At 64.2% G+C, this 23,464-nt stretch carries 28 protein-coding genes; 11 read left to right on the top strand and 17 right to left on the bottom strand.

Going from position 1 to position 23,464, the window contains the following annotated elements; translation table 11 throughout:
* Nucleotides 1-39: 39 nt before the first annotated feature.
* Both LVB87_RS11345 and LVB87_RS11350 read right to left on the bottom strand, forming a co-directional pair.
* Nucleotides 40-1,587 carry a hypothetical protein gene (locus LVB87_RS11345; RefSeq protein WP_232898065.1) on the bottom strand — a complete coding sequence of 516 codons (1,548 nt, stop codon included), beginning with the start codon at nt 1,585-1,587 and terminating at the stop codon, nt 40-42.
* Nucleotides 1,588-1,802: 215 nt separating this feature from the next.
* Complete coding sequence (locus LVB87_RS11350) at nt 1,803-3,854, bottom strand: hypothetical protein (protein ID WP_232898066.1); 2,052 nt, start codon at nt 3,852-3,854, stop codon at nt 1,803-1,805.
* Nucleotides 3,855-4,071: 217 nt separating this feature from the next.
* Here LVB87_RS11350 and LVB87_RS11355 point away from each other — a divergent pair, with 217 nt between their 5' ends.
* Entirely contained in the window at nt 4,072-4,512 is a 441-nt protein-coding gene (locus tag LVB87_RS11355) for a hypothetical protein (RefSeq protein WP_232898067.1), read from the top strand.
* A gap of 63 nt (nt 4,513-4,575) precedes the next feature.
* Nucleotides 4,576-6,702, top strand: a complete 2,127-nt coding sequence (locus LVB87_RS11360; RefSeq protein ID WP_232898068.1) for a TonB-dependent receptor — start codon at nt 4,576-4,578, stop codon at nt 6,700-6,702.
* Between the two features lie 43 nt (nt 6,703-6,745).
* Here LVB87_RS11360 and LVB87_RS11365 read toward each other — a convergent pair whose 3' ends face one another.
* Nucleotides 6,746-8,203 carry a DUF1254 domain-containing protein gene (locus LVB87_RS11365; protein WP_232898069.1) on the bottom strand — a complete coding sequence of 486 codons (1,458 nt, stop codon included), beginning with the start codon at nt 8,201-8,203 and terminating at the stop codon, nt 6,746-6,748.
* 198 nt (nt 8,204-8,401) lie between these two features.
* Between LVB87_RS11365 and LVB87_RS11370 the strand changes: the two genes are divergently transcribed.
* Nucleotides 8,402-8,707 carry a hypothetical protein gene (locus tag LVB87_RS11370; protein WP_232898070.1) on the top strand — a complete coding sequence of 102 codons (306 nt, stop codon included), beginning with the start codon at nt 8,402-8,404 and terminating at the stop codon, nt 8,705-8,707.
* A gap of 7 nt (nt 8,708-8,714) precedes the next feature.
* Here LVB87_RS11370 and LVB87_RS11375 read toward each other — a convergent pair whose 3' ends face one another.
* Nucleotides 8,715-9,071 (bottom strand): hypothetical protein, encoded by a 357-nt coding sequence (locus LVB87_RS11375; RefSeq protein WP_232898071.1) that lies wholly within the window; start codon nt 9,069-9,071, stop codon nt 8,715-8,717.
* A 24-nt stretch (nt 9,072-9,095) separates the two neighbouring features.
* Nucleotides 9,096-9,911, bottom strand: a complete 816-nt coding sequence (locus LVB87_RS11380) for an alpha/beta hydrolase (RefSeq protein WP_232898072.1) — start codon at nt 9,909-9,911, stop codon at nt 9,096-9,098.
* Nucleotides 9,912-10,070: 159 nt separating this feature from the next.
* On the opposite strand from LVB87_RS11380, the gene msrA reads away from it, so the two are divergent.
* The gene (msrA, locus tag LVB87_RS11385) at nt 10,071-10,589 is read left to right on the top strand and encodes a peptide-methionine (S)-S-oxide reductase MsrA (protein WP_232898073.1); all 519 of its coding nucleotides are present in this window, start codon (nt 10,071-10,073) and stop codon (nt 10,587-10,589) included.
* A 79-nt stretch (nt 10,590-10,668) separates the two neighbouring features.
* Here the strand turns inward: msrA and LVB87_RS11390 are convergent, their stop codons facing one another.
* From LVB87_RS11390 to LVB87_RS11405, 4 genes are all read right to left on the bottom strand, one after another.
* Nucleotides 10,669-10,989 carry a hypothetical protein gene (locus LVB87_RS11390; protein ID WP_232898074.1) on the bottom strand — a complete coding sequence of 107 codons (321 nt, stop codon included), beginning with the start codon at nt 10,987-10,989 and terminating at the stop codon, nt 10,669-10,671.
* Between the two features lie 59 nt (nt 10,990-11,048).
* Nucleotides 11,049-11,894 (bottom strand): hypothetical protein, encoded by an 846-nt coding sequence (locus LVB87_RS11395; RefSeq protein WP_232898075.1) that lies wholly within the window; start codon nt 11,892-11,894, stop codon nt 11,049-11,051.
* On the bottom strand, nt 11,894-12,487 hold the full coding sequence (locus LVB87_RS11400) for a hypothetical protein (protein WP_232898076.1): 594 nt from the start codon (nt 12,485-12,487) through the stop codon (nt 11,894-11,896). Before LVB87_RS11400 ends, LVB87_RS11395 begins: the two co-directional genes overlap by 1 nt.
* Nucleotides 12,488-12,629: 142 nt before the next feature.
* The gene (locus LVB87_RS11405; protein WP_232898077.1) at nt 12,630-12,998 is read right to left on the bottom strand and encodes a hypothetical protein; all 369 of its coding nucleotides are present in this window, start codon (nt 12,996-12,998) and stop codon (nt 12,630-12,632) included.
* A 365-nt stretch (nt 12,999-13,363) separates the two neighbouring features.
* On the opposite strand from LVB87_RS11405, the gene LVB87_RS11410 reads away from it, so the two are divergent.
* Nucleotides 13,364-13,972 (top strand): hypothetical protein, encoded by a 609-nt coding sequence (locus tag LVB87_RS11410; protein ID WP_232898078.1) that lies wholly within the window; start codon nt 13,364-13,366, stop codon nt 13,970-13,972.
* A 154-nt stretch (nt 13,973-14,126) separates the two neighbouring features.
* Here LVB87_RS11410 and LVB87_RS11415 read toward each other — a convergent pair whose 3' ends face one another.
* From LVB87_RS11415 to LVB87_RS11430, 4 genes are all read right to left on the bottom strand, one after another.
* A complete protein-coding gene (locus LVB87_RS11415; RefSeq protein WP_232898079.1) occupies nt 14,127-14,966 on the bottom strand; it encodes an aspartyl protease family protein in 840 nt (279 codons plus the stop codon).
* Between the two features lie 125 nt (nt 14,967-15,091).
* A complete protein-coding gene (locus LVB87_RS11420; protein WP_232898080.1) occupies nt 15,092-15,484 on the bottom strand; it encodes a hypothetical protein in 393 nt (130 codons plus the stop codon).
* A gap of 55 nt (nt 15,485-15,539) precedes the next feature.
* Nucleotides 15,540-16,028 (bottom strand): SRPBCC family protein, encoded by a 489-nt coding sequence (locus tag LVB87_RS11425; RefSeq protein ID WP_232898081.1) that lies wholly within the window; start codon nt 16,026-16,028, stop codon nt 15,540-15,542.
* Nucleotides 16,025-16,372 carry a metalloregulator ArsR/SmtB family transcription factor gene (locus LVB87_RS11430; RefSeq protein ID WP_232898082.1) on the bottom strand — a complete coding sequence of 116 codons (348 nt, stop codon included), beginning with the start codon at nt 16,370-16,372 and terminating at the stop codon, nt 16,025-16,027. The genes LVB87_RS11425 and LVB87_RS11430 overlap by 4 nt, the downstream gene beginning before the upstream one ends.
* 45 nt (nt 16,373-16,417) lie before the next feature.
* Between LVB87_RS11430 and LVB87_RS11435 the strand changes: the two genes are divergently transcribed.
* Complete coding sequence (locus LVB87_RS11435; RefSeq protein WP_232898083.1) at nt 16,418-17,197, top strand: hypothetical protein; 780 nt, start codon at nt 16,418-16,420, stop codon at nt 17,195-17,197.
* 131 nt (nt 17,198-17,328) lie between these two features.
* On the top strand, nt 17,329-17,931 hold the full coding sequence (locus LVB87_RS11440) for a hypothetical protein (protein WP_232898084.1): 603 nt from the start codon (nt 17,329-17,331) through the stop codon (nt 17,929-17,931).
* A 4-nt stretch (nt 17,932-17,935) separates the two neighbouring features.
* Here the strand turns inward: LVB87_RS11440 and LVB87_RS11445 are convergent, their stop codons facing one another.
* Nucleotides 17,936-18,490, bottom strand: coding sequence for a DUF2058 domain-containing protein (locus LVB87_RS11445; protein ID WP_232900550.1), 555 nt, complete (start codon nt 18,488-18,490; stop codon nt 17,936-17,938).
* Nucleotides 18,491-18,564: 74 nt separating this feature from the next.
* Here LVB87_RS11445 and LVB87_RS11450 point away from each other — a divergent pair, with 74 nt between their 5' ends.
* Genes LVB87_RS11450 through LVB87_RS11460 form a run of 3 tightly spaced genes read left to right on the top strand, consistent with a single transcriptional unit; the run spans nt 18,565 to nt 20,378 of the window.
* Entirely contained in the window at nt 18,565-19,065 is a 501-nt protein-coding gene (locus LVB87_RS11450; RefSeq protein ID WP_232898085.1) for a M48 family metallopeptidase, read from the top strand.
* A gap of 54 nt (nt 19,066-19,119) precedes the next feature.
* Nucleotides 19,120-19,899: a DUF2314 domain-containing protein gene (locus LVB87_RS11455; protein WP_232898086.1), complete on the top strand. Its 780-nt coding sequence runs from the start codon at nt 19,120-19,122 to the stop codon at nt 19,897-19,899.
* Entirely contained in the window at nt 19,896-20,378 is a 483-nt protein-coding gene (locus LVB87_RS11460; protein ID WP_232898087.1) for a DUF4259 domain-containing protein, read from the top strand. Before LVB87_RS11455 ends, LVB87_RS11460 begins: the two co-directional genes overlap by 4 nt.
* A 15-nt stretch (nt 20,379-20,393) precedes the next feature.
* Here the strand turns inward: LVB87_RS11460 and LVB87_RS11465 are convergent, their stop codons facing one another.
* Nucleotides 20,394-21,137, bottom strand: coding sequence for an SDR family oxidoreductase (locus tag LVB87_RS11465; protein WP_232898088.1), 744 nt, complete (start codon nt 21,135-21,137; stop codon nt 20,394-20,396).
* 93 nt (nt 21,138-21,230) lie between these two features.
* On the opposite strand from LVB87_RS11465, the gene LVB87_RS11470 reads away from it, so the two are divergent.
* A complete protein-coding gene (locus tag LVB87_RS11470; protein WP_232898089.1) occupies nt 21,231-22,157 on the top strand; it encodes an AraC family transcriptional regulator in 927 nt (308 codons plus the stop codon).
* On the opposite strand, the gene LVB87_RS11475 is transcribed toward LVB87_RS11470, so the two are convergent.
* Together LVB87_RS11475 and LVB87_RS11480 are read right to left on the bottom strand one after the other, a co-directional pair.
* Nucleotides 22,132-22,602 (bottom strand): hypothetical protein, encoded by a 471-nt coding sequence (locus LVB87_RS11475; RefSeq protein WP_232898090.1) that lies wholly within the window; start codon nt 22,600-22,602, stop codon nt 22,132-22,134. The two genes, LVB87_RS11470 and LVB87_RS11475, sit on opposite strands and share 26 nt — an antisense overlap.
* 48 nt (nt 22,603-22,650) lie before the next feature.
* Nucleotides 22,651-23,427: an alpha/beta hydrolase gene (locus tag LVB87_RS11480; RefSeq protein ID WP_232898091.1), complete on the bottom strand. Its 777-nt coding sequence runs from the start codon at nt 23,425-23,427 to the stop codon at nt 22,651-22,653.
* Between the last annotated feature and the right edge of the window lie 37 nt (nt 23,428-23,464).

The raw sequence follows: 23,464 nt of genomic DNA on the forward strand, positions 1-23,464 counted from the left end.
ACCCGAAGCTGCGGGAACCGAAGTCCCCGCAGCGCGGCATCACCTGCCGTAGGCCCCGTACAAATAACGCCCCGCACCGTCAGGCCGCGGCAATCCATCGAAATCGTCCGTCGGCGGCTGCAGCGGCGTCGGCAGCACGATCGCCGGCACGAACTGCTGGTCGAACTGATACGGATGCAGCGCGTTGGTGACGTCGGTCAGGTGGTAGTTCTGGCTCGCCAGCGAGCGCAACAGATCCGGCACGCCTTCGCCACTCACCGAATCCGTCATCAGCGGGAAGGCGGCAGGATTGATGTTGATGATGTTGTGCGCGCCGCGAATGCGATTGTCCGCCCCCGGTGAACCACCCACGTCGGCGATGTCGCCGTTGACATCGCTGTCGCGGTTCCGCCAGAAGATGTTGAAGTACACGTGCGCCGTGCTGTCCTGCACCGCGAGACCGGCCCCGTCGTTGTCCACGACGGTGTTGTTGAGGATCGTCACGAAGTTGCGCCCGTTGTTGCCGTTCGGCCCGGTGCACGTGTCGCCGCAGTTGCCGTCCACCAGGATCGCGCCCGTGCCGAAGTTGCGCACCACCACGTTGTTGTAGACATAGCCGACGCTGTACTGGTCGAGGAAGATCGCCGAGCCGTACTTGGTGGTGCGGTTGGCCTCGAACCAGTTGTCGCGGACGATGAGCAAGGCCACCGACGCGCTTCCACCGCGATCGTGCTGCCCGATCAGGCCGGCGCCCACCCCGTAGTGGTCGCCGTCGGAGACGGTGTCGTTGCCGAAGAACACGTTGTGGTGCACGTCGCCGTTCATGCCGATGGCAAGCCCCGCACCGTGCGGCAACGATTCCTCGTACAAGCGGTTGTTGCGGATGATGTTGTGGTGCACGTTCGCGACGAGCCCGGTCAACGTCAGCACGGTGCCGAAGCCATCGTTGGCGCCGGTGGTCGGGTCCAACGTGCCCGTGCTCTCCGTGTTGCCGCCGATGTTGATGCCGCCCCCGTGGTGGCCACCGCCGTTCTCTTCGATGAGGTTGTTGGCGATCTCCACCGCGACCGTGCGGCCGCCCTCCACGTCGACGCCACCGCAATCCGTGCGCGCGGTCGGCGTGGTGCAGCCGTTGTGGTGGACGTGGTTGTTGCGCAGCGTGATGTGCTCGCCGGCATCCCAGGCGGTCGCGTTGATGCCGCGGTTGTTGCTGCCCGTCACCACGAACCCGTCGATCGTCAGCGCGGCGGGTGCCTCGGCGTGGATGACGTGCTGGTTTGCGTCGGCGGCCGTGACGGTGGATCGCCACGTGAGGGCATTGCGCGCCGTGAACACGCTGTTCAAGCCGCCCACGAGGACGTGGTTGCGCTGCATTCCGAGGTCGACGTTCTCGTGGTAGTTGCCGCCCGCAACGCACACCACCATGCGCGTGCTGCCCGCCGCGGCGATCGCCTGGCTGATCGTGCCGTAGGGATTGGCCTTGGTGCCCGTGCCCGTTGCGCCCTCGCGGACGAACAGGATGCTGTAGCCGGCGGGCCTTGTTGCATCGTTGATGCACCCGTAGTCGAGATAGCCATTGCCCCCGATGCCGGCGTTGGCGACCTTCAATGCAGGTACGCGCTCGGGCGCCAATCCGCCGCCCGTCCTCAACGGCCTGGGAAGCGCACCGGCTGCGCTGCTCCGCGGCGGCGCAACCCTTTGCGACGAAAGGGTGTCACGCGCAGCGTTTTTCTTCTTCATGCCGAGCGCAGAGCCACCTCCGCCGCCACACGCGGCGAGGCTGCCCAACGCGATCGTGCACAGCGCAACACGCAATGCCGGGATCAGTTGCATTGGCTCGCTCCCAGCGTCGTGTATGCCGTGCGGGCGCTGATCACCAGCACGCCGGGCGACCATCCACCGGCGCCGTTGTCCTGCAAGCGGATCTGGTAGTTCGGACGCACCGCCGTCGGGATTTCCTCGGTCCAGGGCACCGCCTGGTTGCAGACCGGGCTGCTGGTCAGTGGCGCGGTCGTGGTGGGACTGAGCGCAAGGCTTCCGCTCGCCTGCAGGTTGGCGGCACCGGTGACGTGGTGGTGGTCGTGCGCCCCCGGATAGCTGAACTCTTCGAGCGCGACTTCGTTGTCACCGTAACCGGGCGTCGGGTAGCCGTTCCACAAGGGCTGGTTCCAGTTGTTGGTGACGAAGTTGCGCCGCAGCTCGATCTGCTCGCCCTTGTAGGTGTTCCAGTGGAAGGGCTGCGCATTGGTGAGCGTGTTGGTCGCGCTCATCACCTGGATGGCGTTGTTGATGACTACGTAGCGGCCCCAGAACTCCTCCGGCGTGCGGCGACGGATCACGCCGTAGTCCTTGCCGTTGGCGATCATGCGGAAGTCGACGTTGTTGGCGTCGAGCACCAGGTTGCCGTCGTAGTAGTCCCAGGAGTTCGCGTTGTCGAGGCAGCAGCTGAACAAGGTGGCGGCGCCGGCGCTGGTGTTCTTGTCCAGGCCGGTAATGACGGTGTTGAAGTAGAACCACAGCTTGCCGCGACGACCATCGATGGGGCTGTTGTCCGAGCCGAAGTGCACCATCGAGGCACCCATCGTCTGCACATGGACCTTCTGGTCGCGGCGGAAGATGTTGCCGTACATGTAGCTGCCGAAGGCGTACTTCTGCCAGTCGTTCTCCATCATCTGGCGCAGTGCCGGGGTGACGGCGCTCGGCGTCTGGTCCGCCAGCAGGTTGAAGAACCACGGGAACACCGACGGGCGGAAATCCTCGATGTCGATCAGGTCGATCGAGTGCGCGCCGTTCTCGAAGTAGTTGTAGCGGACCAGCTCGCCGACGGTGCGCATCTTCAGGTCGTTGCCGTTGGAGGCCTCGTCGTTGTCGATGGTGCCGTTGTTGTCGATGTCCCAACGGATCGGGTTGCCGAAGTAGTTGTACTGGACGACGAAGTTGACGCCCTGGATGTAGGCCTGGTGCACGTTGTAGTCGTCGACCAGCCCGTTGTCGTGGAAGTAGTTGGCTTCCAGCATGAAGTTGCGCGTGAGGTAGTGGTCGCCGCCGTAGTCCAGGCCGCGGCTGATGACGTACACGCCCACCGGGCAGAAGGAGAACTCGTTGTCGCGGATGGTGACGTTCTGCGCGCGCGACACATACAGGCAGCCGGTATGCGTGTTGTATTCGTGGAGCTGGTTGTCCATCCCGATGTAACTCGCGGCGTGGTTGTCGCCGGAGTAGGGCGGCGACATGGTGGCGGTCAGGTTCAGGCCTTCCACCACGATGTTCTTGATGCCGCTGTCGCGGGCGATGGCCACGATGCCGCGATTGACGGTGGAGTACTCCTCGGCCGGCGTGCCGATCTGGCTTTGCAGCGCACTGCTGTTACGCACGCGTGCGTTCAGGCCGACGATCTTCGGGCGCGCGCCGTTCGCGTCCTTCATGCCGCACACCTTGATGTCGCCGGTGACGATGAAGATGCGGTCGTTGTAAGGCGTCGCGCTTGGATGGATGCGCACCAGCGTGTGCGCGGCCAGCGATTCCCAGGCGACCTGCGACAGCGTCGTGATCGGCAGGCCCGGACCGACTTCGACGACGTGCGCGGCGAAGTTGGCGTTGTCGGGGCTGGTCGGGTCGCAGTTCGCCAAGGTGCGCGCTTCACGCAAGCCGGGGAAATCCTGGCCGGTGAAACCGGTGTTGGCCTTTTCGGGGCGAAGGCCACCGCCCGTTTTCAGCTTGCGGGGCGTGGCGGGCGCAGCCGCGGGTGTCGGATTGGCGCGCGCGGCGGTGGGCGACTTGGCCGCGGCATCGGGATTTCCGACAACGCCGCAAGCGGCGAGCAGGACCGAGCCGACCAGCACGAGTGCCAGTTGCTTTGTGTTGAGAGAGTTCACTGCACAGCCCCCTGTGGGTGCAACTTTTCAACCCCGAGAGCTGCGCCATCCTTGGCCATGGCGCCGTTGGTGGCGCCACGGGCGGGAGTATCTACAGAAGCGCGTCGCCAAATCAATCGGCGCGTTTTGTCATTTGTCGACGCGCAGGGGCGCGGGCGGGGGTGCCCTTGATCCAGGTCATGACCGTCGAACACCGCCCTTCCCGTAAAATGAAGCGATGCGCGCTTCCCGCTTCCATCGCCTGATGCACGGCGTCGCCCTTGCGGCGGCGCTGGCGTTGGTCACGGTGCCGACCCTGGGCCGGGTGGCCCAGGCGTGCCGGACCGCGGCGGCGGGGGAGGCGTGGGTTGCGATGTGCACGGCCGCGGGCTTGGCGTACATGCCGACCGCAGCGCCCGCCGGGCATGGGCATCACCACATGGCGTCCGCCGGATCGGTGGCACCCGTCTCGCCGTTGCCGCACCAGCATCCGCACGAAGGCGGAGGCGACTGCGATTACTGTCCGCTCCTGCTTTCACTGCTGGGTTCCGCCGCACCGGCCTTGCTGCCGACGGCGCACCTTCCGCCGATGGCCCCGCAGGTCGCGCTCCGATCGGCGGCACCGGCTTTCCGACACCCCAGCGGCCTGGGTTCGCGCGGCCCGCCTTCCATCTCCTGACAAGCCACCGATCGCGCGTCCGTTCATGAGGAACGCGACGCTTTTGTTCGTCAGGAGACTTCCATGTTCTTTCCGATTTCCGTGCTTCGCGCGGCGACGCCCTGTCGTCTCGCGATGCTTTCCCTGTGCGCGATCGTGCCCGCCCAGGCATTTGCGCAAGAGGCCAATCCGCAACCCACGACGCTCGACACCGTCGAGGTCGTCGGCATCAACGACATCCAGGCCGAACAGGCGCTGACGCCCGGCGCCGTCAGCGTCGTCGACGGCAACACCTTCTACCAGCGCTCGGTCACCAACATGGCTGATTCGCTGCGCTATGTGCCCGGTGTCTGGTCCGAAAGCGCCACCGGCGGCGATGACACCTTCATTTCCAGCCGCGGCTCCAACCTCGATGCCACCGACTACGACGGCAATGGCATCCGCCTGTTCCAGGACGGCATGCCGGTCACGACGGCCGACGGCAACAACCACAACCGTGAGATGGATCCGATGGCGGCGCGTTATGCCGTCGTCGCGCGTGGCAACAATGCACTGACCTATGGCGCGAGCACGCTGGGCGGCGCGATCGACTACCTCACGCCCACCGCGCGCAACACCGATGCAAGGCAAGTGTTCCTCAGTGGCGGCAGCGATGGCGCCATCAATGGTCGGATCACCGGAGGGGGCGTCATGGGCGACTTCGACGGCCTGCTCACGATGGAAGGCGCGAGCCGGGATGGCTACCGCGAACACAGCCAGACGGATCGGTTCGGCGTGTATGCGAATGCAGGTTGGCAGCCTTCGGGCAACCTCGACCTGCGCGTCTACGGCATGTACGTGAACAACCACCAGGAACTCGCGGGCACGCTCACGCGCGCGCAGTTCGAAGCCGATCCGTCGCAGGCCAATCCCTCCGCGATTACCGGCAACTTCCAGTTGAACGTGAAGACCGAGCGCGTGGCGGCGAAGGGCACGTGGACGGACGACGGGAACCAACGCCTCGAGTTCGGCCTGTCGTATGAAGACCAGGATCTCTACCACCCGATCGTCGACAAGGTCCTGGTCGACTTCGATGGCCCGGGTCCCGCGCCGCCGGTCGAAGTCTTCAGCCTGTTGGTGGACACGCACCAGCGCACGCTGGCCGGCATGCTCCGCTACAGCGCGAAACTGGGCGACCACGACGTGCTGGCGGGCCTCAACTACGCCGACACGCACGACAAGGGCGGCAACTTCCGCAACGACGGCGGCCGCAGGAACGGGCAGACGGGGATCGTCGACAACCGCTCCGATAGCGTCGAAGTGTTCCTGGTCGATCGTTGGAAGTTCGCGCAGGACTGGACGCTGGTGTACGGCGGGCAGGGGGTGTTCACGAGTCGCGATGTCAGCACCATCGACGTGGAAACCGGCGTGGACAGCCATCCCAAGGGGGATTTCTCCTCGTTCAATCCGCGCCTCGGCGCGATCTACGCGTTGAGCCCGACCAACGAGCTGTTCGCGAGCCTCGGCCGCTTGTACGAAGCGCCCACTAACTTCGAACTCACAGATGAAGTGCGTGGGAACAACACGCTGCTCGATGCGATGCATGGCAACGTGGTGGAAGTCGGCATGCGCGGCGGCACGGCGGCAGGCGCGGATGTGCCGCGCTGGCATTGGGACCTGTCGGTGTATTACGCGCAGATCCACGACGAGATCCTGTCGGTGGACGATCCCTTCGCGCCTGGCACCAGCCTCTCGAAGAATATCGACAGCACAACGCATGCCGGCATCGAGGCGCTGGTCGGCGCGAGCTTCCCCTTCGCGGGCGGCGCGCATCGCATCGAGCCGCTGGTGAGCGTCACCTACAACGACTTCTCGTTCGACCACGATCCGGTCTACGGCAACAACGACCTTCCCGCCGCGCCGGATTACGCCGTGCGGGGCGAGGTGATGTATCGCAACGACGACGGCTTCTTCGCAGGTCCGACGTTCGATGTGATCGGTTCGCGCTGGGGCGACTTCAGCAACACCTACCGCATCGGTTCGTACAGCCTGATGGGCCTGCGCGTGGGCGTGGAGTGTGAGCATTGGGACGTGTTCGCCGAACTGCGCAACGTGTTCGACAAGGATTACGTCAGCACGATCAGCGTGCGCGACGTGGCCGATGCGGATGCGGCGATCCTGCAGCCGGGCGCGCCGCGGTCGGTGTACGTGGGCGTGCGTTTGCGCTTCTGAGCAAAGCGGAGGAGCGGTCGCACCGGCGACCGCTCCCCGTCGCTCAATCGACGCGCTCCAGCTTCGGCGCAGTCCAGGTGCCGTCCAGCGCTTCCTGCTTCGGCCAGTACACGCGCATCGCCGCGAAGAAGGGCCCCTTCGGTGCCGGCAGCCAGTTGGATTCCTTGTCCTTGCCTGGTGAGTCGTGCTGCAGGTACAGCGTGATGCCGCCGTCCGCGTCCTTCGCAAGGCCAGGCAGCATCGGCGAGTTGATCAGGTAACGCTTCAGTGGATTCGCACTGAGCAGGCTTGCCGGCAACTCGTACATCGTGACCGACCAGAACGCATTGGCAGGCGGGAGTTGCCCCGGGGGGAAGCGCAGCGTGTAGCGGTGCGCGGCGGCGTCCAGCTTCTGGCCCTGGGCGTCGGTGAAGTAGGCCGGATACATGGCCTCTTCCTTCGAATTGCCGTAGATGCCGAGCACGGCGCCCGACATCCGCTTCAGGTAATCGTTCTTCAGGAACTCGCGTGTGCCGAAGGCATCGGCACTGGTTGACTTGCCCGTATCAACCATCGAGGCCTTGTACTCGGCGAAGGACTTCCACGCATCGGCCATGCCGCCTTCGATCGACGCGCGCTTGTCCGGTGCCAGCGCAGCCACGTCGAACGGTTTGCCGGCGCCGACACCGATCTTCGCGAAGCGCTCCATCAGCGCGGCCTCGCTGGGCGGGGCGGGCGCGAACTGCAGCAGGAAGTTGAGGATGCGGAAGAACTGGGGCGAGGTCTTCTGCTGCTCGGGCGTGAGCGGGGGGATGAAATCGATCTTCGGCGCAGCCGGCGGTGCAGGCGTTCCGAGGAACTTCGATAAAGGCTGCACCTTGTAGCCGCCCTGGATCTTCTTGACGTTTCCGAGGTCGCCGGCATTGAACAATTGCGTGCGGAACAACACGAACGCCAATTGCGTCTCCGAGCGGATCACCTGCTTGATGCCCTTGGGCGTGTCGCCTTTCCAATCGGGGCCTGCGAGCAGGAAGTTGCCGGCCTCGTTCCCCGTCGCGCGGCTGCCGACGTAGGCGAAGTTGTAGGTGAACATGTCGATGAACTGCAGCGAGTAATAACGATCCTTCTGCACCGCGGGCACCGAGATCACCAGCGGCTCGGTGCGCAGATCCGCACCAAGCTGCGAATAGGGTGTGTCGGAGTTGGGCGTCTGGATCGCCTTGTCGTCAGGCGTGTACACGCGCGCCGTGTTGTGGATCTCGTTCCACGCACCCTTGAACTCCGGGTTCGTCGCGTCGACGAAGTACGAGTACTGGATGCGGTAGTTGTCCACCATCGGGAAGCCGTAGATGTAGGCCTCCTTGGCGATCGCGCGGGTGTCGTCGGTGGCGGTGGCGGCGGGTGTGGGCGAGGCTGTGGATGCGGCGGGCGGTGTCGCCGTCTCTGGGGATTTCTGGCAAGCGGCCAGTGTCGCGAAACAGGCGAGGATGAAAAGTGCGCCAGAGCGAGAGACAAGAGCCACGGCAGTTCTCCTGTAGAGAGCGCATGGTCCCGGCTCTCCAGGAGGGAGGCGACCGAAAAATGACTGGGACCGGCTCGGTAAAACTACCGAGCTCAATTTTGCCTCGTGGCCGTTTGTGAATCCCCCTTGCGGGCGAGGGGCGCTGTGCGCTGCGCTGCGTATAGTCTTTTTTCGAGCGGAGCAGCCGAGCAATACGAGATGATCCCGACGGAAGTGACCTTGACGGACGAAGAGTTCTTTCCGCCCTGGTACGACGAGAAGATCGACTACACGGATCCTCGCTTCCACGAAGCGATTGCATTCGGACGCGCGGCCGCGAACGCCGCCACTTGTGAATGGGACGTGGCCGAACCGTCCTTGATGGAGGTCTGGTCCTTATCCCCGCGCCAGGGGAAATGGTCGGACATCCGCGGCGCGGTCTTTTATGCGTGGCATGAAACGCGCCTGGCCTTGCCCTTCGAACAGGAATGGGCGGACGACGAGGCGTTCTACCGTTCGCATTGAACCGACGTCAGGTCGGCATGTCCGGAATCGCCAAACACGCCATCACTTCGATCGACTCACCGGGGAAGATCGTGAAGTGCGGATGGCCTTCGAACATGCGTGCGGCCGCTTCCTGCGAGTCGGCATCGACGGCCACCCAGGCGGTCATTGCATTCTTCGTCGGCGACACACCCGACTTGTCCACCCGCAAGGTCTTGCCGAGCGGCGAACCGATCACGGCGAGTGCGTTCTTGTGCTTCTCCATCCAGGCGCCCCAGGCCTGGATGCCCTCGCGTTCCTTCGCTTTGCGCGTCGCTTCGTCGAGCTGGTTCCAGGTCGCCATTGCGTCAGGGGTGCCGAGGAAAACGGCGAGGTAGCGGGACATGGGAGTCTCCATGCGCGGGGAGCGTCATGGAGGACTGAGGGCAGTTAGCGCGCCGTGAAAGTCTGCCGGCTCCACCGAGCGCACCGCATCTTCGATGACATTCGCCACATCATCGGCACGCGACAACATCGGCACGTGGCCCGACAGCAGCGACACGGTGTGCGCGCGGATCTTCGATGCGAGTGCACGCTGCGCATCCGGATCGAGCATGCGATCGGTTTCCGAGACGATGTACCAGGCCGGCTTGGAGGCCCATGCCGCGGCGCTCACCTTTTCGTCGAAGTTGGCGGCGCGCACCGGCGTCTGGGACGCGGCGACGACCAATCCGTCTTTCGGCGGCAGGTCCTGCACGAAATCCGCCAGGATGGTTTGCGGCGCCAAGGTCAGGTAGCCATCCGGACTTTCAATCGGATTCTCCAGGCCAGGCGAGGTCGGGAAGCCCTTGATGTCATCGCGCGACGACGCGCCGTTCGATGGTGCGAAGGCTGCGATATACACCAGCGCCTTCACCTTCACGTCCGCGCCTGCCTGCGTGATCACGGTGCCGCCCCACGAATGACCGACCAGCACGACCGGCCCGGATTGTGCGTCGATGACGCGTTTCGCGGCGGCCACGTCGTCCTGCAAGGACGTCAGTGGATTCTGCACGGCGATCGCCTTGATGCCTTTGGCTTCGAGCAGCGGAATCACCTTCCGCCAGGAGGAGCCATCGGCGAAGGCGCCGTGGACGAGGACGACGGTGGGTGCAGGCGGCTCTGGTGGCTTGGCAGGCTTGGCTGCCAAAACTGTCGCGCTCGCGGAGAGCAGGGCGGCGGCGAGGAGGGAGGTGGCGAATTTCATGAGGCAGCCTTCGTATCGACATGCGTTGCACCTGATTTCGGGCATTGGGCCCCTGCGGCAAGCGATGGGAATGAAAAAGAGCGTTCCGCCCCCGCCAAATGGCCGCTTGTCTCCGGGCCCGGCGCCTCCATCTCGTGGTCAGACCCGAAGGAGACACCCATGACCAACCGAACCGAAACCGCGACCCTCGCCGGCGGCTGCTTCTGGGGCATGCAGGACCTGATCCGCCGCCAGCCGGGCGTGGTAGCCACGCGCGTGGGCTACACCGGCGGCGAGGTGCCCAACGCGACCTACCGCAACCACGGCAACCACGCCGAGGCGATCGAGATCGTGTTCGATCCGGAAGTGACGAGCTTCCGCCGCATGCTCGAGTTCTTCTTCCAGATCCACGACCCGACGACGAAGAACCGCCAGGGCAACGACCTGGGTGCGAGTTATCGCTCGGCGATCTTCTATGCCGGCGAGGAGCAGAAGCACATCGCCGAGGACACCATCGCCGATGTCGACGCGTCGGGGCTCTGGCCCGGCAAAGTGGTCACCGAACTCGCGCCGCTAGGTCCGTTCTGGGAAGCCGAACCGGAGCACCAGGATTACCTGGTGCATTACCCGACCGGGTATACGTGCCACTTCATCCGGGAGGATTGGGTGTTGCCGAAGCGGCAGGTGTCGAACGCATAGCGAAGAAAAATCTACGTTGCCGAGCGTCGTGCGTCTGGTCCTGGCCGAAAGCGGACCATCCACGCAGCCCCCGATTTGACTAGGGTTTCGGCTCGACGGGCTCGAGTCGAACCATTTCCCCGCGTTCGTAGCCCTGCCGTTCCAGGCACGATTCGATCTGCTGTCGCGCATCGGCCAGGGATGGGGTGACAGTTGCAGTTCGGCCCAGCGCCACGGCGCAATCCTCGATAACCGCCTTGGTCGCAATTCCCCAGATGCAGTTTGATTCGGTCGCAGCGATCACGTCGTCCCCGGCGGGTGCATCAGCCACGACGACTTCTGCGCCGCATTGCGCTTTTAACCACCCTAGGTTCTTCTCCGTGGCGCCTTGAACCTGGTTGGCGGCCATGTGGTATTTCATGGTCGCCGTGCAACCGGTCAGCAACGTCAGTACGAGAATGGTTGGGCCGTGACCTGAGCTCAATGTCCGCCATCCGACACGGGAGCAAGTCGCCACGTGGCATTGGGATACGGGTCTCCGATCCACGTCGGTCGTCCTTCGGCATCAACCTTGGTTCGAAGCATCCGGAAGACGCCGTCCGGGGAAACATCGACGACGTAAGGCTTCTTCAACAAGCCGCGACCGACGTAAGTGACGCGGCCGTCCGCGCCCACGACCCCCAGCCATTCCTTGCCGCCTAAGTAGGAGCCACGCTGCAGCAACTGGGAAGGCTTGCCCGTCGGTGTCACCGTGTTGGTATGCGCGACGCGGCCGGTGCCATCGAGCCACTGCTCGACCAACTCTTCGCCGGGCTTCGTCCACACCCACGCCAGCGTGTAGCTATCGGCGACAACCTCCGTTCGCCGGCCAGCCAGCCGCGCGTAGACACCCCAGATAGCGGGGTCGGCGGCATACGCAGATGCGTTCGATGCCAGGTCAACGGTTGCGGGACCGTAATCGGGCTCTTGCCCATCGAGGGTCAAGGAAAACTGCGTGCCCCTGGTCGCACTGGTGACGCCCAGCAGGTAGACGCCATCGGCGCTTAGCGTATGCAGGAGAGAAATACGGCCTACGCCCTCGGCACGGGCAACCTCATCGCCATTTCGATCGTAGAGCGTCACGGCACCGAGGGTTTCCGGCAAATCCAGCTGCACCTGAACCTTCGTGTCCTTCAAGCCTGCGAAGGCATAGAACTCGCCGCCTTCTGTCGAAACGAGCCCGGAGACATTCTGGCCAAAGTCAACGGTTGCGAGCGATTGCGCCGATGCGGAGGCGCCGACGATCGCGATCAGGCACACGATGAAGATCGATAGCAAGCGGCGCATCACTGCATCCTCCCGCGTCGACGTGCGCGTTCTTTGCTTTCGCGCACCTTCACCTCCAACTCCGCATCTTTTCGTGCGAGTTCCGCCTTGTTGCGGGCGGCCTCGGCGGCGCGCACGCGTTCCGCCGCGAGCGCATTCGCAGCGATCATCTCGGGCGTAAGTCCAACTTCCTTGGGTGTTTCGATGACCAGGGAGTCGGTCGCGGGCGGATCTTCGACAGGTTCCGAAGCGACTGGCGGCTCAGGCCAGTCGATCAGCTGTGCCCCGGGATGGCGGGTCGGATACGCGGTGTGGTCGCGTCGCACGACGTCCAGCCTTTGCGAGGTGTAGCAGCCGGTGCTGATACCTCCGCCAATGTCGTTGAGTGGGATGCCGTTCCTGCTGCGCCACTCATCGAACTTGAAACCAGTCGAGGTCTCGTCGAAATCCTCGGACGTCTCCATGATCGGCGTGTAGTAGTACCCCTCGTCGCCGTAGGCGTTCTGCAGATAGCAAAAGTAGTACGTGCTGGCCGAAGCGGGCAATGCGGCGAGTAGGCCGATTGCCACAGCGACCGCCATCAAAAAGCGTGAGAAGTGCTCCCCGGACTTCATCGCTTGCCCCCTGTGCAAACGCGTCTAGCTTGAACGATCTTAGCCCGGAGGCGCGATATCGTGTACGTGCCGATCCCGTTGCGTCGGCGTCCCAGTTGAGTGCGACTGGACTCCCGGCGTTGATGGGCCTACGAGCGGACACTCAAATCGGCGCCATCCCCCTTCGCCGGAGTGGAATCCAACAGCCGATCACGGTGAAAAGCGGAATGGCACTGGAGCCGAGAACCTCCAGCACCGGGAACGCTTCTAAATGACTGGGAGTCAATGCGAGGAACACCAAGGCCGACTCACACAGCGCCATAACCATGGCAGACGCCATGGCGACGCATGCGCCCAAAGGCCCGGCGAAACGGGCAGATATGAAGCCCACGAAGAAGCCCACGGCCGAAGCGCCGAGTCCGAATGAATCCGCGCCAGTAAGGGTGCCGAGCTTGTAAAGCGCCGAAGCGGCTGCGAACCCCGCAACCCAGAACCCAACGAACACCACTACTGACGTTCGGATCTTGCCCATGGACATCGTCCCTGACCTGTTCCCCAGCAGAACCGTATGCCATGGTGAAGGCTGTCCGCAATTGGCCGATCGCGGACGTCTCGCTGCAATCGGCAGGCGAGGCGGTGCATACCCGGTTGCGCGCCTCGCATCAGAAAAATTCTTGGTTGCTCAGTGGTGCGCGCGCACGTGAGCAGTGCAACGCAGCGATAAGATCCCCAAGCTAGTTGCCTGGGGGGAGGGCGATGTCGGGGAAGCTGCGGGCGCCTGGTCGAGCGCACACGTTTGTGAGGACGGGCTGGGCGGATGCATCGCCTCGGGGAGGAGTGCGTGACGTTCTAGATCCGGGTGAGTTGCAATTCTCAGTGCGCCCCGATGTGCGACGCATGCGTTCCGCGTCCTCCAAGGTGCCATGGGTTTGGCTTACGCTTGCCGCGATCGCGCTGGCGGGCTTCGCGTTGGTTATGAACGCGATGTTTGAACGATCGAACGATACCGCGGGGCGTTCCGAGGCATCGCACCGCGCGCCCGCAACAGAATCGCAACCGGCGTACAACGAACGGGCGCCTGACACGGACGTGTCCGTCTCCGATCAATTCACAACGGACTCGAGGGACGACATTGGGCCCCTGATCTACAAGTGCGCCAGCCCCAGCGGCGCCATTGCCTACCAGAGCGACCCGTGCGAAGACGCGCAAACCCTTCGTAAAACCATCATCGCTGTTCCGGACGATCCGGACGTGGTGGCGAGAGGGCAGGCTCAGCAAGCGCGTACGGCAGATGCGGCCCGAACCTTGTCGCGGATGGCGGGCACCGACCAAGCCGGGTACGCATCCCCCTACAACGGCATGGATGATGTCGACCGCCAGCGGGCCAAGTGCAATGCCGCCAAGTCCGCTAGAGAGTCGACGCTACGGGCGGTCGGCCTCTCACGAACCTACGATCTTCTCCAGAATCTGGACGAACAGGTCCGCGAGGCGTGCAAGGGGACATAGCGACGCGCTTTGCGCACCGGGTGGGCGAGGCTCGGCCTAATCGAGACAGTGCGAATGTCCGCTTCTGGCCGAAAGCGGACACTCGTATAACCGAAGGAGCATCGTGCGGACCGGATCCGCTTTCATGGGCCCTTCCGTCACATCGCATCGCAACTCAGCGCGTCGGACGAACCCAAAGCCGATCGCCTTCAAGATCGAAGCTGAGTTTCCAGCGCACGAGCACGGGCATGCCGATGACGCCGTCGAGGATCATGTCCTTGACGAAGGCGCGCGTGTCGAGCGTGGCGGCATCGCCGACCTTCAGGCGGAACGGCTGCAGTTCGTGATTCGCTGGATCGGCGCCGGCGGCTTGCGCCACGCGATCGCGAATGAGCACCGGCGGACCGCCGCCGCTGTCCAGCGCCATCCACACTTCGCCCTGCGGCGTCTTCATCGGCACCATGACGCCGAGCGCCGCGCCGCCTGCCTGGCGCGCACGACGCATGGGAATCGCGTTGGCGCCTTTCGTTTCCGCGGCGAGCGTCTCCGGCGATTCGATGACCAACGTGCCGTTGCCCAGGTCCAGGGTGAACTGCTTGCCGTCGAGCGCGTCGAGCGCCAGCGATCCATCGGCCTGCGGCGCGTCCTTGAACAACAGCGGCTGCAGGTCGACCACGCCGGCAGTCACGGGCTTCAACGCCGTGCCGTCGGGCAGGGTGAACTGCACGTCCTCGCACCGCGGCAGATCCAGGCGTTGACCATCCAGGCGGAAGCCGGTGAGCGCCGCCCACGGCGTGCAACCAATCTTCTTCGCGAACGCCGGCGAAAGCAGGCTGACGCCGCCGCCCGTGTCGAGGGTGAACACGCCTTCGTGTCCATTGACCTTCAGTCGGACCGACCTGAGGCGGCCGCCGAAATCGCCGAGTTCAATGGCCTTGTTGGCAGGAACCGCCGGAGCCGCAGGGGCGTCGGCGGGGGCGGCGAGGAGCAGGGCGGAAAGCAATGGAGTCAGCATGCACGGGGTTCCTTCTAGGGGGCAGGAGCCTGAGTCGCGGGCGTGCTGGTGTTTTATCGGGCTATAACACTTGGCTCATCTGCCGGAAGTCACCGGCTACCAATAGTGGCCTTTGGCTCCGCCCCTCAACCTGGAACGGGATGGCATCGCGGCGACGCCTGTCCATTCACTTCGATCCAGATCTCGGGTTCGAGCTCGGTCACGCGACGATCCCTGGAGCGGAGGATGTAAGGCCCTGCGCCGGTGAACGCGCACTTGAACTCAAGCATCGTCACGAACCCGCCGTTCTGTGCGCGTTGGAAGTCGAAGGCGTAGCGGAACTGCAGCGTGTGCAAGCCTGGCGTTACGTCGATGCGCCGGCCCTGCAGGGGCCACACGCGTTGGCCATCGATGCTATGCAGTCGGACGCCTCGTGAAAGATCCTTCAGAAGCGGAACGCCTGCGGGATCCGCAGCATGGGCCGCCGAAGCGGCCATGCAGATCACGACGACGCAAGCAAACTTGAGTTGACGGGTCATGGCGCATCCTCCTGCACCGGACAACGCGAAGTCCTGCTTGCAGCGGTCGCGCGATTTACTTCATCGATTGAACAAGCGCGACGAGCTGATCGGCGGCGATCTGCGTCCCCTCGGCCCAGCCGGACTCCGTGTTTTCCTTGAAGTCCGCTTCACTGCGGTGCAATGCCGTAAAGACGTAACGCGTGCCGGTGCCCTCGGATTCCATCGTGACGATAGCCGTCCAGGGAATATCGTCGAACACCGCCGGGCGATAGCCGGGGAACAGCATCGCGGTATAGACCAGCCGCTCCATCGGAACGACTTCCAGGAAGCAGCCCAGGTTCGGAAAGTCCTGGCCTTGCTCGGTGGCGATGTCGATGCTGAAGATGCCGCCGGGCCGCACGTCCATCTCGCAGCGCGACACACGCCCCCAGGCCTTGGGCATGTACCACTCCTTGAGGTGTTCCGGCTTGGTCAACGCTTCCCAGACGAGCTCCTTGGGCGCGTCGATGAATCGGTCGAGCACGAAATCGGTTTTCGGATTGATCGCGAAGTGCTGGCTCATGGTTTCGATTCCCGTTGTTTCTTCAGGTGTTTGACGTAGTCGTCGAAGCGATCGAAGCGGGATTCCCAGAGCTGGCGGCGTTCGCTCAGCCAGTCTTCGGCGACTTTGAAGCGCGCCGGTTCGATCTCGTAGGTGCGGACGCGGCCTTCCTTCTTCGACTTCACCAGCCGGCAGCGTTCGAGCAAGGCCAGGTGCTGCACGAAGGAGGGGAGGGCCATGTCGAATGGGGCCGCCAACTCGGTGACGGTGGCGGGGCCGGTGGACAGGTGCTGCAACACCTTGCGCCGGGTGGCGTTGGACAAGGCGTGGAAGACGTCGTCGGCGATTGCGGCGGATTGGACCATGCGCCCGACTCTATGCCCGAATAACACTAAGGTCAACACCTAAGTATGGATCAGCCGCGCGACGCCCCCGACTGGCTTAACCTATGGGGAGGGACGTTAAGGGGAGCGTTCACAATGAAGTGGCTATTCCAGCTCGTGGCATTGAAAAGAGATCGGTCGGCGAAGGCGCTGTTGTTCGCCTGCGTTCTGTCCATGTCGTTCGTAGCGATGTCCGCCCACGCCAATGAACCCGCGGCGCCGAAGTCTTTCCCCATCGGCCCCTGGACCCTCGGCATGTCGCGCGACCAGGTCCGTGCCATCGCGGATCAAGGCCCTTACGTCGACGTCCCGGTCACCGGCGCCCTCGAAACCTCCAGCGCCGATTTCCACGGAGCGAAGACGAAAGTTTCCTTCGTCTTCGACGATGCCGGCCTGCAGTACATGCAGGTGTTCGCGTATGAAGGCCATGACGTGGAAGAAGCGCAAAACGCCGCCTTCCGTGTCTACCGCCTCTTCGCCGATGAACTGGGCGGTGCGACGATGAACCCGGACGTCCCGCGCGACCAGGACCAGGTTTTCACCGACGACATGATGCGCGTCGTGTTCGCGTCCCTGCTCGGAAGGGCGCGCATTGCCGCGGGCGGCATCCTCGACGAGATGCCCGATGCGCGCCTGCTGATGCACTTCGACATGGCGCCGACCTCACAACCGGCGGACAGCCGCATGCATGCGCAGATCGGTTACGAGTCGGCCAAGGACACGTACTTCGTGCTGCTGTTCAAGGACCGCGTCGACGCTCCGCCGCGGCGGGTCAAGGCGAATGTCGAGGTGAGCAAGGCAGAGTGAGCCCCGTAACTCGGGCCAAGGAGATACCAGAAGCGCACGCGCGATCGAAAGTCTCCCCACCACTCGTCGGTTCCATGGCCGTTGGGTGAAGCCCCCGGGCGTTGCTCCGGTGGACTGAATGGGAGAACGCCATGCAACGCATCAGCTTGCTGCTGGCAGCGATCGTTGTCGCGAGTGTGTTCTACGTCGTGCAAGCCACGCCGCCAGCGCCGAAGTACAAAATCGTTTCGACCGTCGAGAAGAAATCGCCACCTGCGCATCCGGCAGGATCGGTCAGCGGCACGTTCAAGCTCATCGAGGCGCCGGACGGATTCGCGCCGATCAAGATCGAGAACGGCCAACCCTACGTCAGCGGTGGCGCATGCCTGGTGTACCAGGATATGCACCATGTCAAAACCTGCCACACGCAAGCCGATTGCACGTCGATGCCGCCCGCGGGGCCGGAGAACGGCTTCGGCTATTGCCACGAGGAATCGGGGACGTGTTGGTTCAAGAAAGCGTCGACACCGATGGCGGGCCCGGGTGGTTTCCTGCTCGACGACTACTGCCTCAAGTCGACGCCGGCGAAGACGCTGGTCGTCGACAACCTCAACCAGTTGCCGATACCGAAGGGGCCGCCGAACACGACGCGCTGGCGCATCACGGCGTGCCAGGGACTGACGATGAAGAGTTGCAGGGACGGCGTCGAGGGTGTCGACTTCCACACGTGGTGGGGAGATGTGATCGAGCCTTGAGCCCTCACCACACCAAATCGTCAGGCACCTGGAACTGCGCGTAGTACGCGTCGTCTTCTGATGTTCCCGCGGCGTGCTCGGCGCCCGTCTGCTTCCCGTGGTCGAGCACGATCATGCTGGCATCGCGTTCGCGCACCTTGTCGCCGGCCACGCGTGGCAGCAACTCGAAACGGTCATCCAGCTGCGCGATCACCAGCGCGCCGGAGGACAGCATCCTGCGCAGCGCTTCATCGACGAGCAGCGTGCGGATGGCGCCGCCCACGGTGAAGCGATACTCGATTTCCCCCGTGCGCGGGATTTTCTTGTCTTCGATGATCTGCCGCGCCTGGGCACGCAGCTCGGCCACGCGCGCAACGGCTTTACGCTCGGCGGCGAGCGCGCGGTCCCGCTCGGCCTTCTCGATTCGCGCACGCTCCGCTTCCCGCTGGATCTCACTGGGATCGGCGGCCGCTTTGGCATGCTTGGCCTTGTGCTGCTCGCGCGCCACTTCGGCCACCTTGGACTTCTTGACCAGGCCCGCCTTGAGCAGCTGTTCCTGGAGGGGATTGGGCTTTGCCATGTTGCGGTTTCGCATCGGGGGTTTCGCGCCCATCATACTTCCCGCACCTTCGCCCGCTTTCGCACCTGCTGCTGATGGACCCTTTGAAGTACCTCGTTGGCTATCCACCCCACGTCCTGGAGCGCGTGCGGGCGCTGATGGAGCAGGGGCGGCTGGGAAAGGTGCTGGAGGAACGGTACGGGGACATGCACACCGTGCGCACCGATGGCCAGCTGTACGACTACGTCCAGGCCCTCAAGGACCGGCACCTGCGCCAATCGGTGCCGCTGGGCAAGGTGATCTACGACAGCAAACTGCAAGTCATGAAGCACGCCTTGGGCACCCACACGGCGATTTCCCGCGTGCAGGGCAGCAGGCTCAAGGCCAGCCGCGAGATCCGCATCGCCACCGTCTTCCGCGATGCGCCGGCGGAGTTTTTGAAGATGATCGTGGTGCATGAGTTGGCGCACCTGAAGGAGGGCCAGCACGACAAGGCCTTCTATCGGCTGTGCACGCACATGGAGCCGGGGTATCACCAGTTGGAGTTCGATCTGCGGCTTTATTTGACGCAGATGGAGATGGGCGAGGGCGGTTGACGGATTTCCCCTGATACGATTCCCAGAAGGCTTGGAAGCTGTCCGGGGGGGGCAATGAACAAAGGAATGACGGTGCGGGCGCTTTGCGCGCTCGGCGTCGCATTTGCGACGAGCGCGGCGGCCGCGCATGACGAAACCCAGTCGGTGCGCCAGTGGCACGACGCGCACCACCCATCGTGCAAGTTCGAAAAGGTCCTCTCACGGGAGCGACTCCCCGGCGACGATGAAGCGACAGTCGAAAAATGGGTGATCGAAGCCTGCCGTGGTGCGCGTTACGCCTATCAGGTCACCACCTTCGAGTTCGGGGCGATGGTGTCGGATTTCGAAGAGCACGCGCGAGCCGATGTGCCCGGGACCGAGGGCGAACCGCAGGTCGCGGCTAACGCACCGGAAGACTTGATTACGCAGGTCACTGCGGATGCGCTCGACGCGCATGAAGCGACGCTTGCTCCGTACATCGCCCAGGCCAGGGCCACGTGGCCGAATGCGAAGAAACGGTACTTGGCCGGCCTGCCAGAAGGCCAGATTCTCTTTGTCACGACGCGTCTGTTCGACAACGACGTGCCGCGCACCGGGCCGAACTACGAGCAGATATTTGTACGCGTTGATGCCATGGAGGGTGCGACTGTGCGCGGGCGCATCGCGAGTGACATCGTGGCCCTGCGCACCTATCGCGCGGGGGATCCCATCGACGTCGCCGAAGCCGATGTCATCGATTGGACCATCGCGCGGCCGGACGGAAGCGAAGAAGGCTACCTTCTCGGCAAGTACATGGACACGCTCCAGGAACAGGCCGAGAAGGCACAGTCTGCGCCTCCTGGTTCCAGCCGATGATCCGACGTCTTCTGCTCGCAACTGGCTTGCTTGTCCTGTCGCTTTCCGCAACCGCCGGAACGTGGGGGACGGGATCGTTCGACAACGATGACGCGGCGGACTTCCTGCTTGACGCAACGAAGCAGGCCGACGTGCAGCAGTTGCGGTCTGCGCTGGAGCGCGCGACGTCGGAAGGTTTCCTCGAAGCCCCGGATGGCGCATATGCCATCGCCTCCGCCGAGATGGTCGCGGCGGCAATGGGCAAACCCACGGCCGAAGCCAGCAAGAATGCAGAGGTGGGCGATTGGGTCGTGCGCGTGCATCCGAAGGTCGACCCGTCGCTCGCCGCGGAAGCGGTGCGTGCGCTGGACCGCGTGCTGGGCGATGAGTCGGAGTTGCGCCAGGTTTGGGCGGAATCCGAGGAGTACGACGCGTGGCGCGGCGGCGTCATCGCGCTTCGCGACCGCATCGCGGCGCTCGGCAGTCGGTCACCCAAGTGACTTGCGGTCAGGCTTTCACTGGGGGCCAGCGAGCGCGACTGCGTCGGCACCGGCAGGAAAGTGGAGTTGGTCCGAAGCATCGTTGGCAGCGCGCCACACGGCGTCCGCCACGTCCTGCGGGTAGGTGATGGCCTGGGGCTGCGAGAAGGCCGCGAAGATCGGCCGCGCATAGTCGGCATAGGCGTCGGGAATCAGTCCCTGCATGCGTTCGGCGCCGTTCTCGGTGAAGCGCGTGGACGGGCCGTAACCCGGTTCGACCAACTTGACGCGCACGCCGAACGCGCCGAGTTCCAGCGCCAGCGATCCAGTGAATCCTTCCACCGCGGTCTTGCTGCCCGTGTAGGCGGCGGCGAACGGCATGCTCGCCAGCGTCACGCTTGAAGTGACGTTGACGATCGCGCCGGCCTGGCGATCGCGCATCTGCGGAATGACGGCCTGGCACATGGCCAGTGTTCCGAAAGTATTGGTGTCGAACACTTCGCGGATGGTTGTCATCGAGGTCGCCTCGAAGGCGCCGACCACGCCGATTCCCGCATTGTTGACGAGCACGTCGATCGGGCCGGCATCGCGCAGGACGCGAGTGATGCTGTCCGGCTGGGTGACGTCGAGCGGCAGCAGGCGCATGCGATCGGAGGCGGGCAGGAGGCCTGCACGCGGGGTGCGCATCGTGGCGATCACGTTCCAACCTTGCTGGTGGAAGTAGCGCGCGGTTTCCAGGCCGTAGCCCGAGGAACAGCCGGTGATCAGGACGGTTTTCATGAGTGACTCCAGGTTGGGGTGGAGTCACTGTAGGCAGCTGATAGGGGACGATCTATGCTGTATCGTCCAGAAAACATTGGCGAACGTCCTGCCGTGACCGATCCCCTGTCCGACGTCATTTCCCTCCTGCGGCCGGCCGACGTGCGGGCGAAAGCCATCAGTGGGGCCGGGACCTGGGGCGTGCGCTACAGCGCCTACGGGCATCCAAGCTTCTGCGTCGTCACCGATGGCGCCTGCCTGCTGCAGGTCGAGGGCGCGGAGCCGCTGCGCCTGGAAGCAGGAGACTTTGTGTTCCTGCCCTCAACTCCGGCTTTCGTGTTGTCTGGCTTCGAAGTCGTAGAGCCACACCCCATCGACCCGGTCAGCGCCGCTGGGCGGTTGGAAGCGCTCCACCACGGCACGACGGGAGTTGAGCCAGATGTGCGCTTACTCGGCGGCTACTTCCTGTTCGACTCGCCCGACACGGCGTTGCTGGGCGCATTCCTGCCGAAGGTCATCCACGTGCGCAGCGCTGAGCGACTGTCCGTGCTGGTGCGCCTGGTGCGCGAAGAAACCCTGCAATCCCTGGCAGGTCGCGATCTCATCCTGGCGCGCCTCGTTGAAGTGCTGCTGATCGAGGCACTGCGTGCCGCGCCTGGCGATGATGCGCCAGCCGGATTGTTGCGCGGACTTGCGGATTCGCGGCTGGCCGCTTCCATCCGCGAAATACATCGCGACCCCGCGCGGACGTGGACAGTGGAGCAATTGGCCAAGACCGCCGCACTGTCGCGGTCGGCCTACTTTCAACGCTTCACGCGCGCGGTCGGCCTTCCGCCGATGGAATATCTGCTCGCTTGGCGGATGGCCCTGGCCAAGGATCTGCTGTGTCGCGAGCGCATGGTGATGGAGCAGGTCGCCGAGCGCGTCGGCTATTCCTCCGCGAGCACCTTCAGCACGGCGTTCGCACGCCATGTCGGTCGGCCGCCCAAGGCTTATGCGCGAGCTGCGAGCCTGCTCAGCGAAATGAAAACAGCCTTGTAAAGAAACTGCTGGCCAATGCGGCGAGGATTGCGATGGCGACGGCAAACCAATAGTCAAAACGTCGTTGCCTGCGCGACTCTGCCCGCTGATCCAACTCCTCGACTTTCAACAAGCCATGGCTGGTGATGCAGATGCTCACCGGGAAGTCATGCCACGACTCGTAACCCACGTCGTGGAAAACGAAGGATTCGCCAGCCGGAAGAGACAACTGGCAGAGGGACACCGCCGTGTCTTGCGTGTCGGACCCGACGGGCCCTCGCTCCATCCGCCGACGCTCGTCCGCGCCCACGTCGGCGAACATGTACCCGGCATGCATCAACGCAGCGAGACCATAAAAATCGGTGTAGTCATTCCGAAGCCGCGGGACAAGCAGCACAAGTTCCTGCCCGGGCATCTCGCCGCGAGCGGCCAGTAGGCGGAGCAGGTTTTCATGGGCGGGAGTCATCGAACGAGGAGGAGCGCGATCGGCGCTCCTCCCTGCGGGCACGGGTCGTCAATGCGCCTTGCCGTGGGCTGCCTGCTCGATGAGTTTGGCGACGGCTTCCGGCTGCGACACGTAAATGGCATGGCTACCGGGGACCTCCACGACCGTGGCGCCGGCACGTTTCGCCATCATTTGCTGGGCCGGCGGCGGGATCATGTGGTCTTCCGTCGCCACCAGGTACCAGCTCGGCTTCGACTTCCACGCCGGCGTGGTGACGACGCCCGCCAACGCTTCCACGCCCCAAGGCACCTGCGAATCGGCCATGAAATTCGCTTCGTCGGCCGGGACATCGCCCGCGAACGAGGCCGCGAACTTCGCGCGATCGAGGAACAGGAAGCCATCCTGCGGCGGCAGGATCGGCGGCTGCGGTGCACCGGGCGGCGGATTGGCGATCAGCGACTGCACCGATTCGCCCGTGTCCGGCGCGAACGCAGCGATGTAGACCACGCTCTGCACCTTGGGGTCGGTGCCCGCTTCGGAGACGACGACGCCACCGTAGGAATGGCCGACCAGTACCACCGGGCCGTCCTGCTGCGCGATGGCACGCTTGGTGATGGCCACGTCGTCCGCGAGCGAAGTCGTCGGGTTCTGCACGATCGTCACGTTGTAGCCGTCCTTCTTCAGGAGGTTGTAGACCTTCTGCCAGCCCGAGCCGTCAACGAAGCCGCCGTGCACGAGCAGGACATTCTTCGCGACGCTGGGTGCGTGGGTGGGGGAAGCGGCATCGGCGGTGGAGGCGAGTGACACCGCGGTCACCGTGGCGAGCGTGAGGAACTTGAGGTTCATGGGACTCTCCGGGAGGCATCGAGGGGCAATGCGACGC

Source organism: Lysobacter sp. KIS68-7, from assembly GCF_021284745.1.
GTDB lineage: Bacteria > Pseudomonadota > Gammaproteobacteria > Xanthomonadales > Xanthomonadaceae > Noviluteimonas.

Excerpts from the sequence above, each read along its gene's own strand:
- LVB87_RS11355 (WP_232898067.1), top strand. The coding sequence starts at position 4,072 with ATGCGCGCTTCCCGCTTCCATCGCCTGATGCACGGCGTCGCCCTTGCG.
- LVB87_RS11360 (WP_232898068.1), top strand. The coding sequence starts at position 4,576 with ATGTTCTTTCCGATTTCCGTGCTTCGCGCGGCGACGCCCTGTCGTCTC.
- LVB87_RS11370 (WP_232898070.1), top strand. The coding sequence starts at position 8,402 with ATGATCCCGACGGAAGTGACCTTGACGGACGAAGAGTTCTTTCCGCCC.
- LVB87_RS11375 (WP_232898071.1), bottom strand. The coding sequence starts at position 9,071 with ATGTCCCGCTACCTCGCCGTTTTCCTCGGCACCCCTGACGCAATGGCG.
- LVB87_RS11380 (WP_232898072.1), bottom strand. The coding sequence starts at position 9,911 with ATGAAATTCGCCACCTCCCTCCTCGCCGCCGCCCTGCTCTCCGCGAGC.
- msrA (WP_232898073.1), top strand. The coding sequence starts at position 10,071 with ATGACCAACCGAACCGAAACCGCGACCCTCGCCGGCGGCTGCTTCTGG.
- LVB87_RS11390 (WP_232898074.1), bottom strand. The coding sequence starts at position 10,989 with ATGAAATACCACATGGCCGCCAACCAGGTTCAAGGCGCCACGGAGAAG.
- LVB87_RS11395 (WP_232898075.1), bottom strand. The coding sequence starts at position 11,894 with ATGCGCCGCTTGCTATCGATCTTCATCGTGTGCCTGATCGCGATCGTC.
- LVB87_RS11400 (WP_232898076.1), bottom strand. The coding sequence starts at position 12,487 with ATGAAGTCCGGGGAGCACTTCTCACGCTTTTTGATGGCGGTCGCTGTG.
- LVB87_RS11405 (WP_232898077.1), bottom strand. The coding sequence starts at position 12,998 with ATGGGCAAGATCCGAACGTCAGTAGTGGTGTTCGTTGGGTTCTGGGTT.
- LVB87_RS11410 (WP_232898078.1), top strand. The coding sequence starts at position 13,364 with ATGCGTTCCGCGTCCTCCAAGGTGCCATGGGTTTGGCTTACGCTTGCC.
- LVB87_RS11415 (WP_232898079.1), bottom strand. The coding sequence starts at position 14,966 with ATGCTGACTCCATTGCTTTCCGCCCTGCTCCTCGCCGCCCCCGCCGAC.
- LVB87_RS11420 (WP_232898080.1), bottom strand. The coding sequence starts at position 15,484 with ATGACCCGTCAACTCAAGTTTGCTTGCGTCGTCGTGATCTGCATGGCC.
- LVB87_RS11425 (WP_232898081.1), bottom strand. The coding sequence starts at position 16,028 with ATGAGCCAGCACTTCGCGATCAATCCGAAAACCGATTTCGTGCTCGAC.
- LVB87_RS11430 (WP_232898082.1), bottom strand. The coding sequence starts at position 16,372 with ATGGTCCAATCCGCCGCAATCGCCGACGACGTCTTCCACGCCTTGTCC.
- LVB87_RS11435 (WP_232898083.1), top strand. The coding sequence starts at position 16,418 with ATGGATCAGCCGCGCGACGCCCCCGACTGGCTTAACCTATGGGGAGGG.
- LVB87_RS11440 (WP_232898084.1), top strand. The coding sequence starts at position 17,329 with ATGCAACGCATCAGCTTGCTGCTGGCAGCGATCGTTGTCGCGAGTGTG.
- LVB87_RS11445 (WP_232900550.1), bottom strand. The coding sequence starts at position 18,490 with ATGGCAAAGCCCAATCCCCTCCAGGAACAGCTGCTCAAGGCGGGCCTG.
- LVB87_RS11450 (WP_232898085.1), top strand. The coding sequence starts at position 18,565 with ATGGACCCTTTGAAGTACCTCGTTGGCTATCCACCCCACGTCCTGGAG.
- LVB87_RS11455 (WP_232898086.1), top strand. The coding sequence starts at position 19,120 with ATGAACAAAGGAATGACGGTGCGGGCGCTTTGCGCGCTCGGCGTCGCA.
- LVB87_RS11460 (WP_232898087.1), top strand. The coding sequence starts at position 19,896 with ATGATCCGACGTCTTCTGCTCGCAACTGGCTTGCTTGTCCTGTCGCTT.
- LVB87_RS11465 (WP_232898088.1), bottom strand. The coding sequence starts at position 21,137 with ATGAAAACCGTCCTGATCACCGGCTGTTCCTCGGGCTACGGCCTGGAA.
- LVB87_RS11475 (WP_232898090.1), bottom strand. The coding sequence starts at position 22,602 with ATGACTCCCGCCCATGAAAACCTGCTCCGCCTACTGGCCGCTCGCGGC.
- LVB87_RS11480 (WP_232898091.1), bottom strand. The coding sequence starts at position 23,427 with ATGAACCTCAAGTTCCTCACGCTCGCCACGGTGACCGCGGTGTCACTC.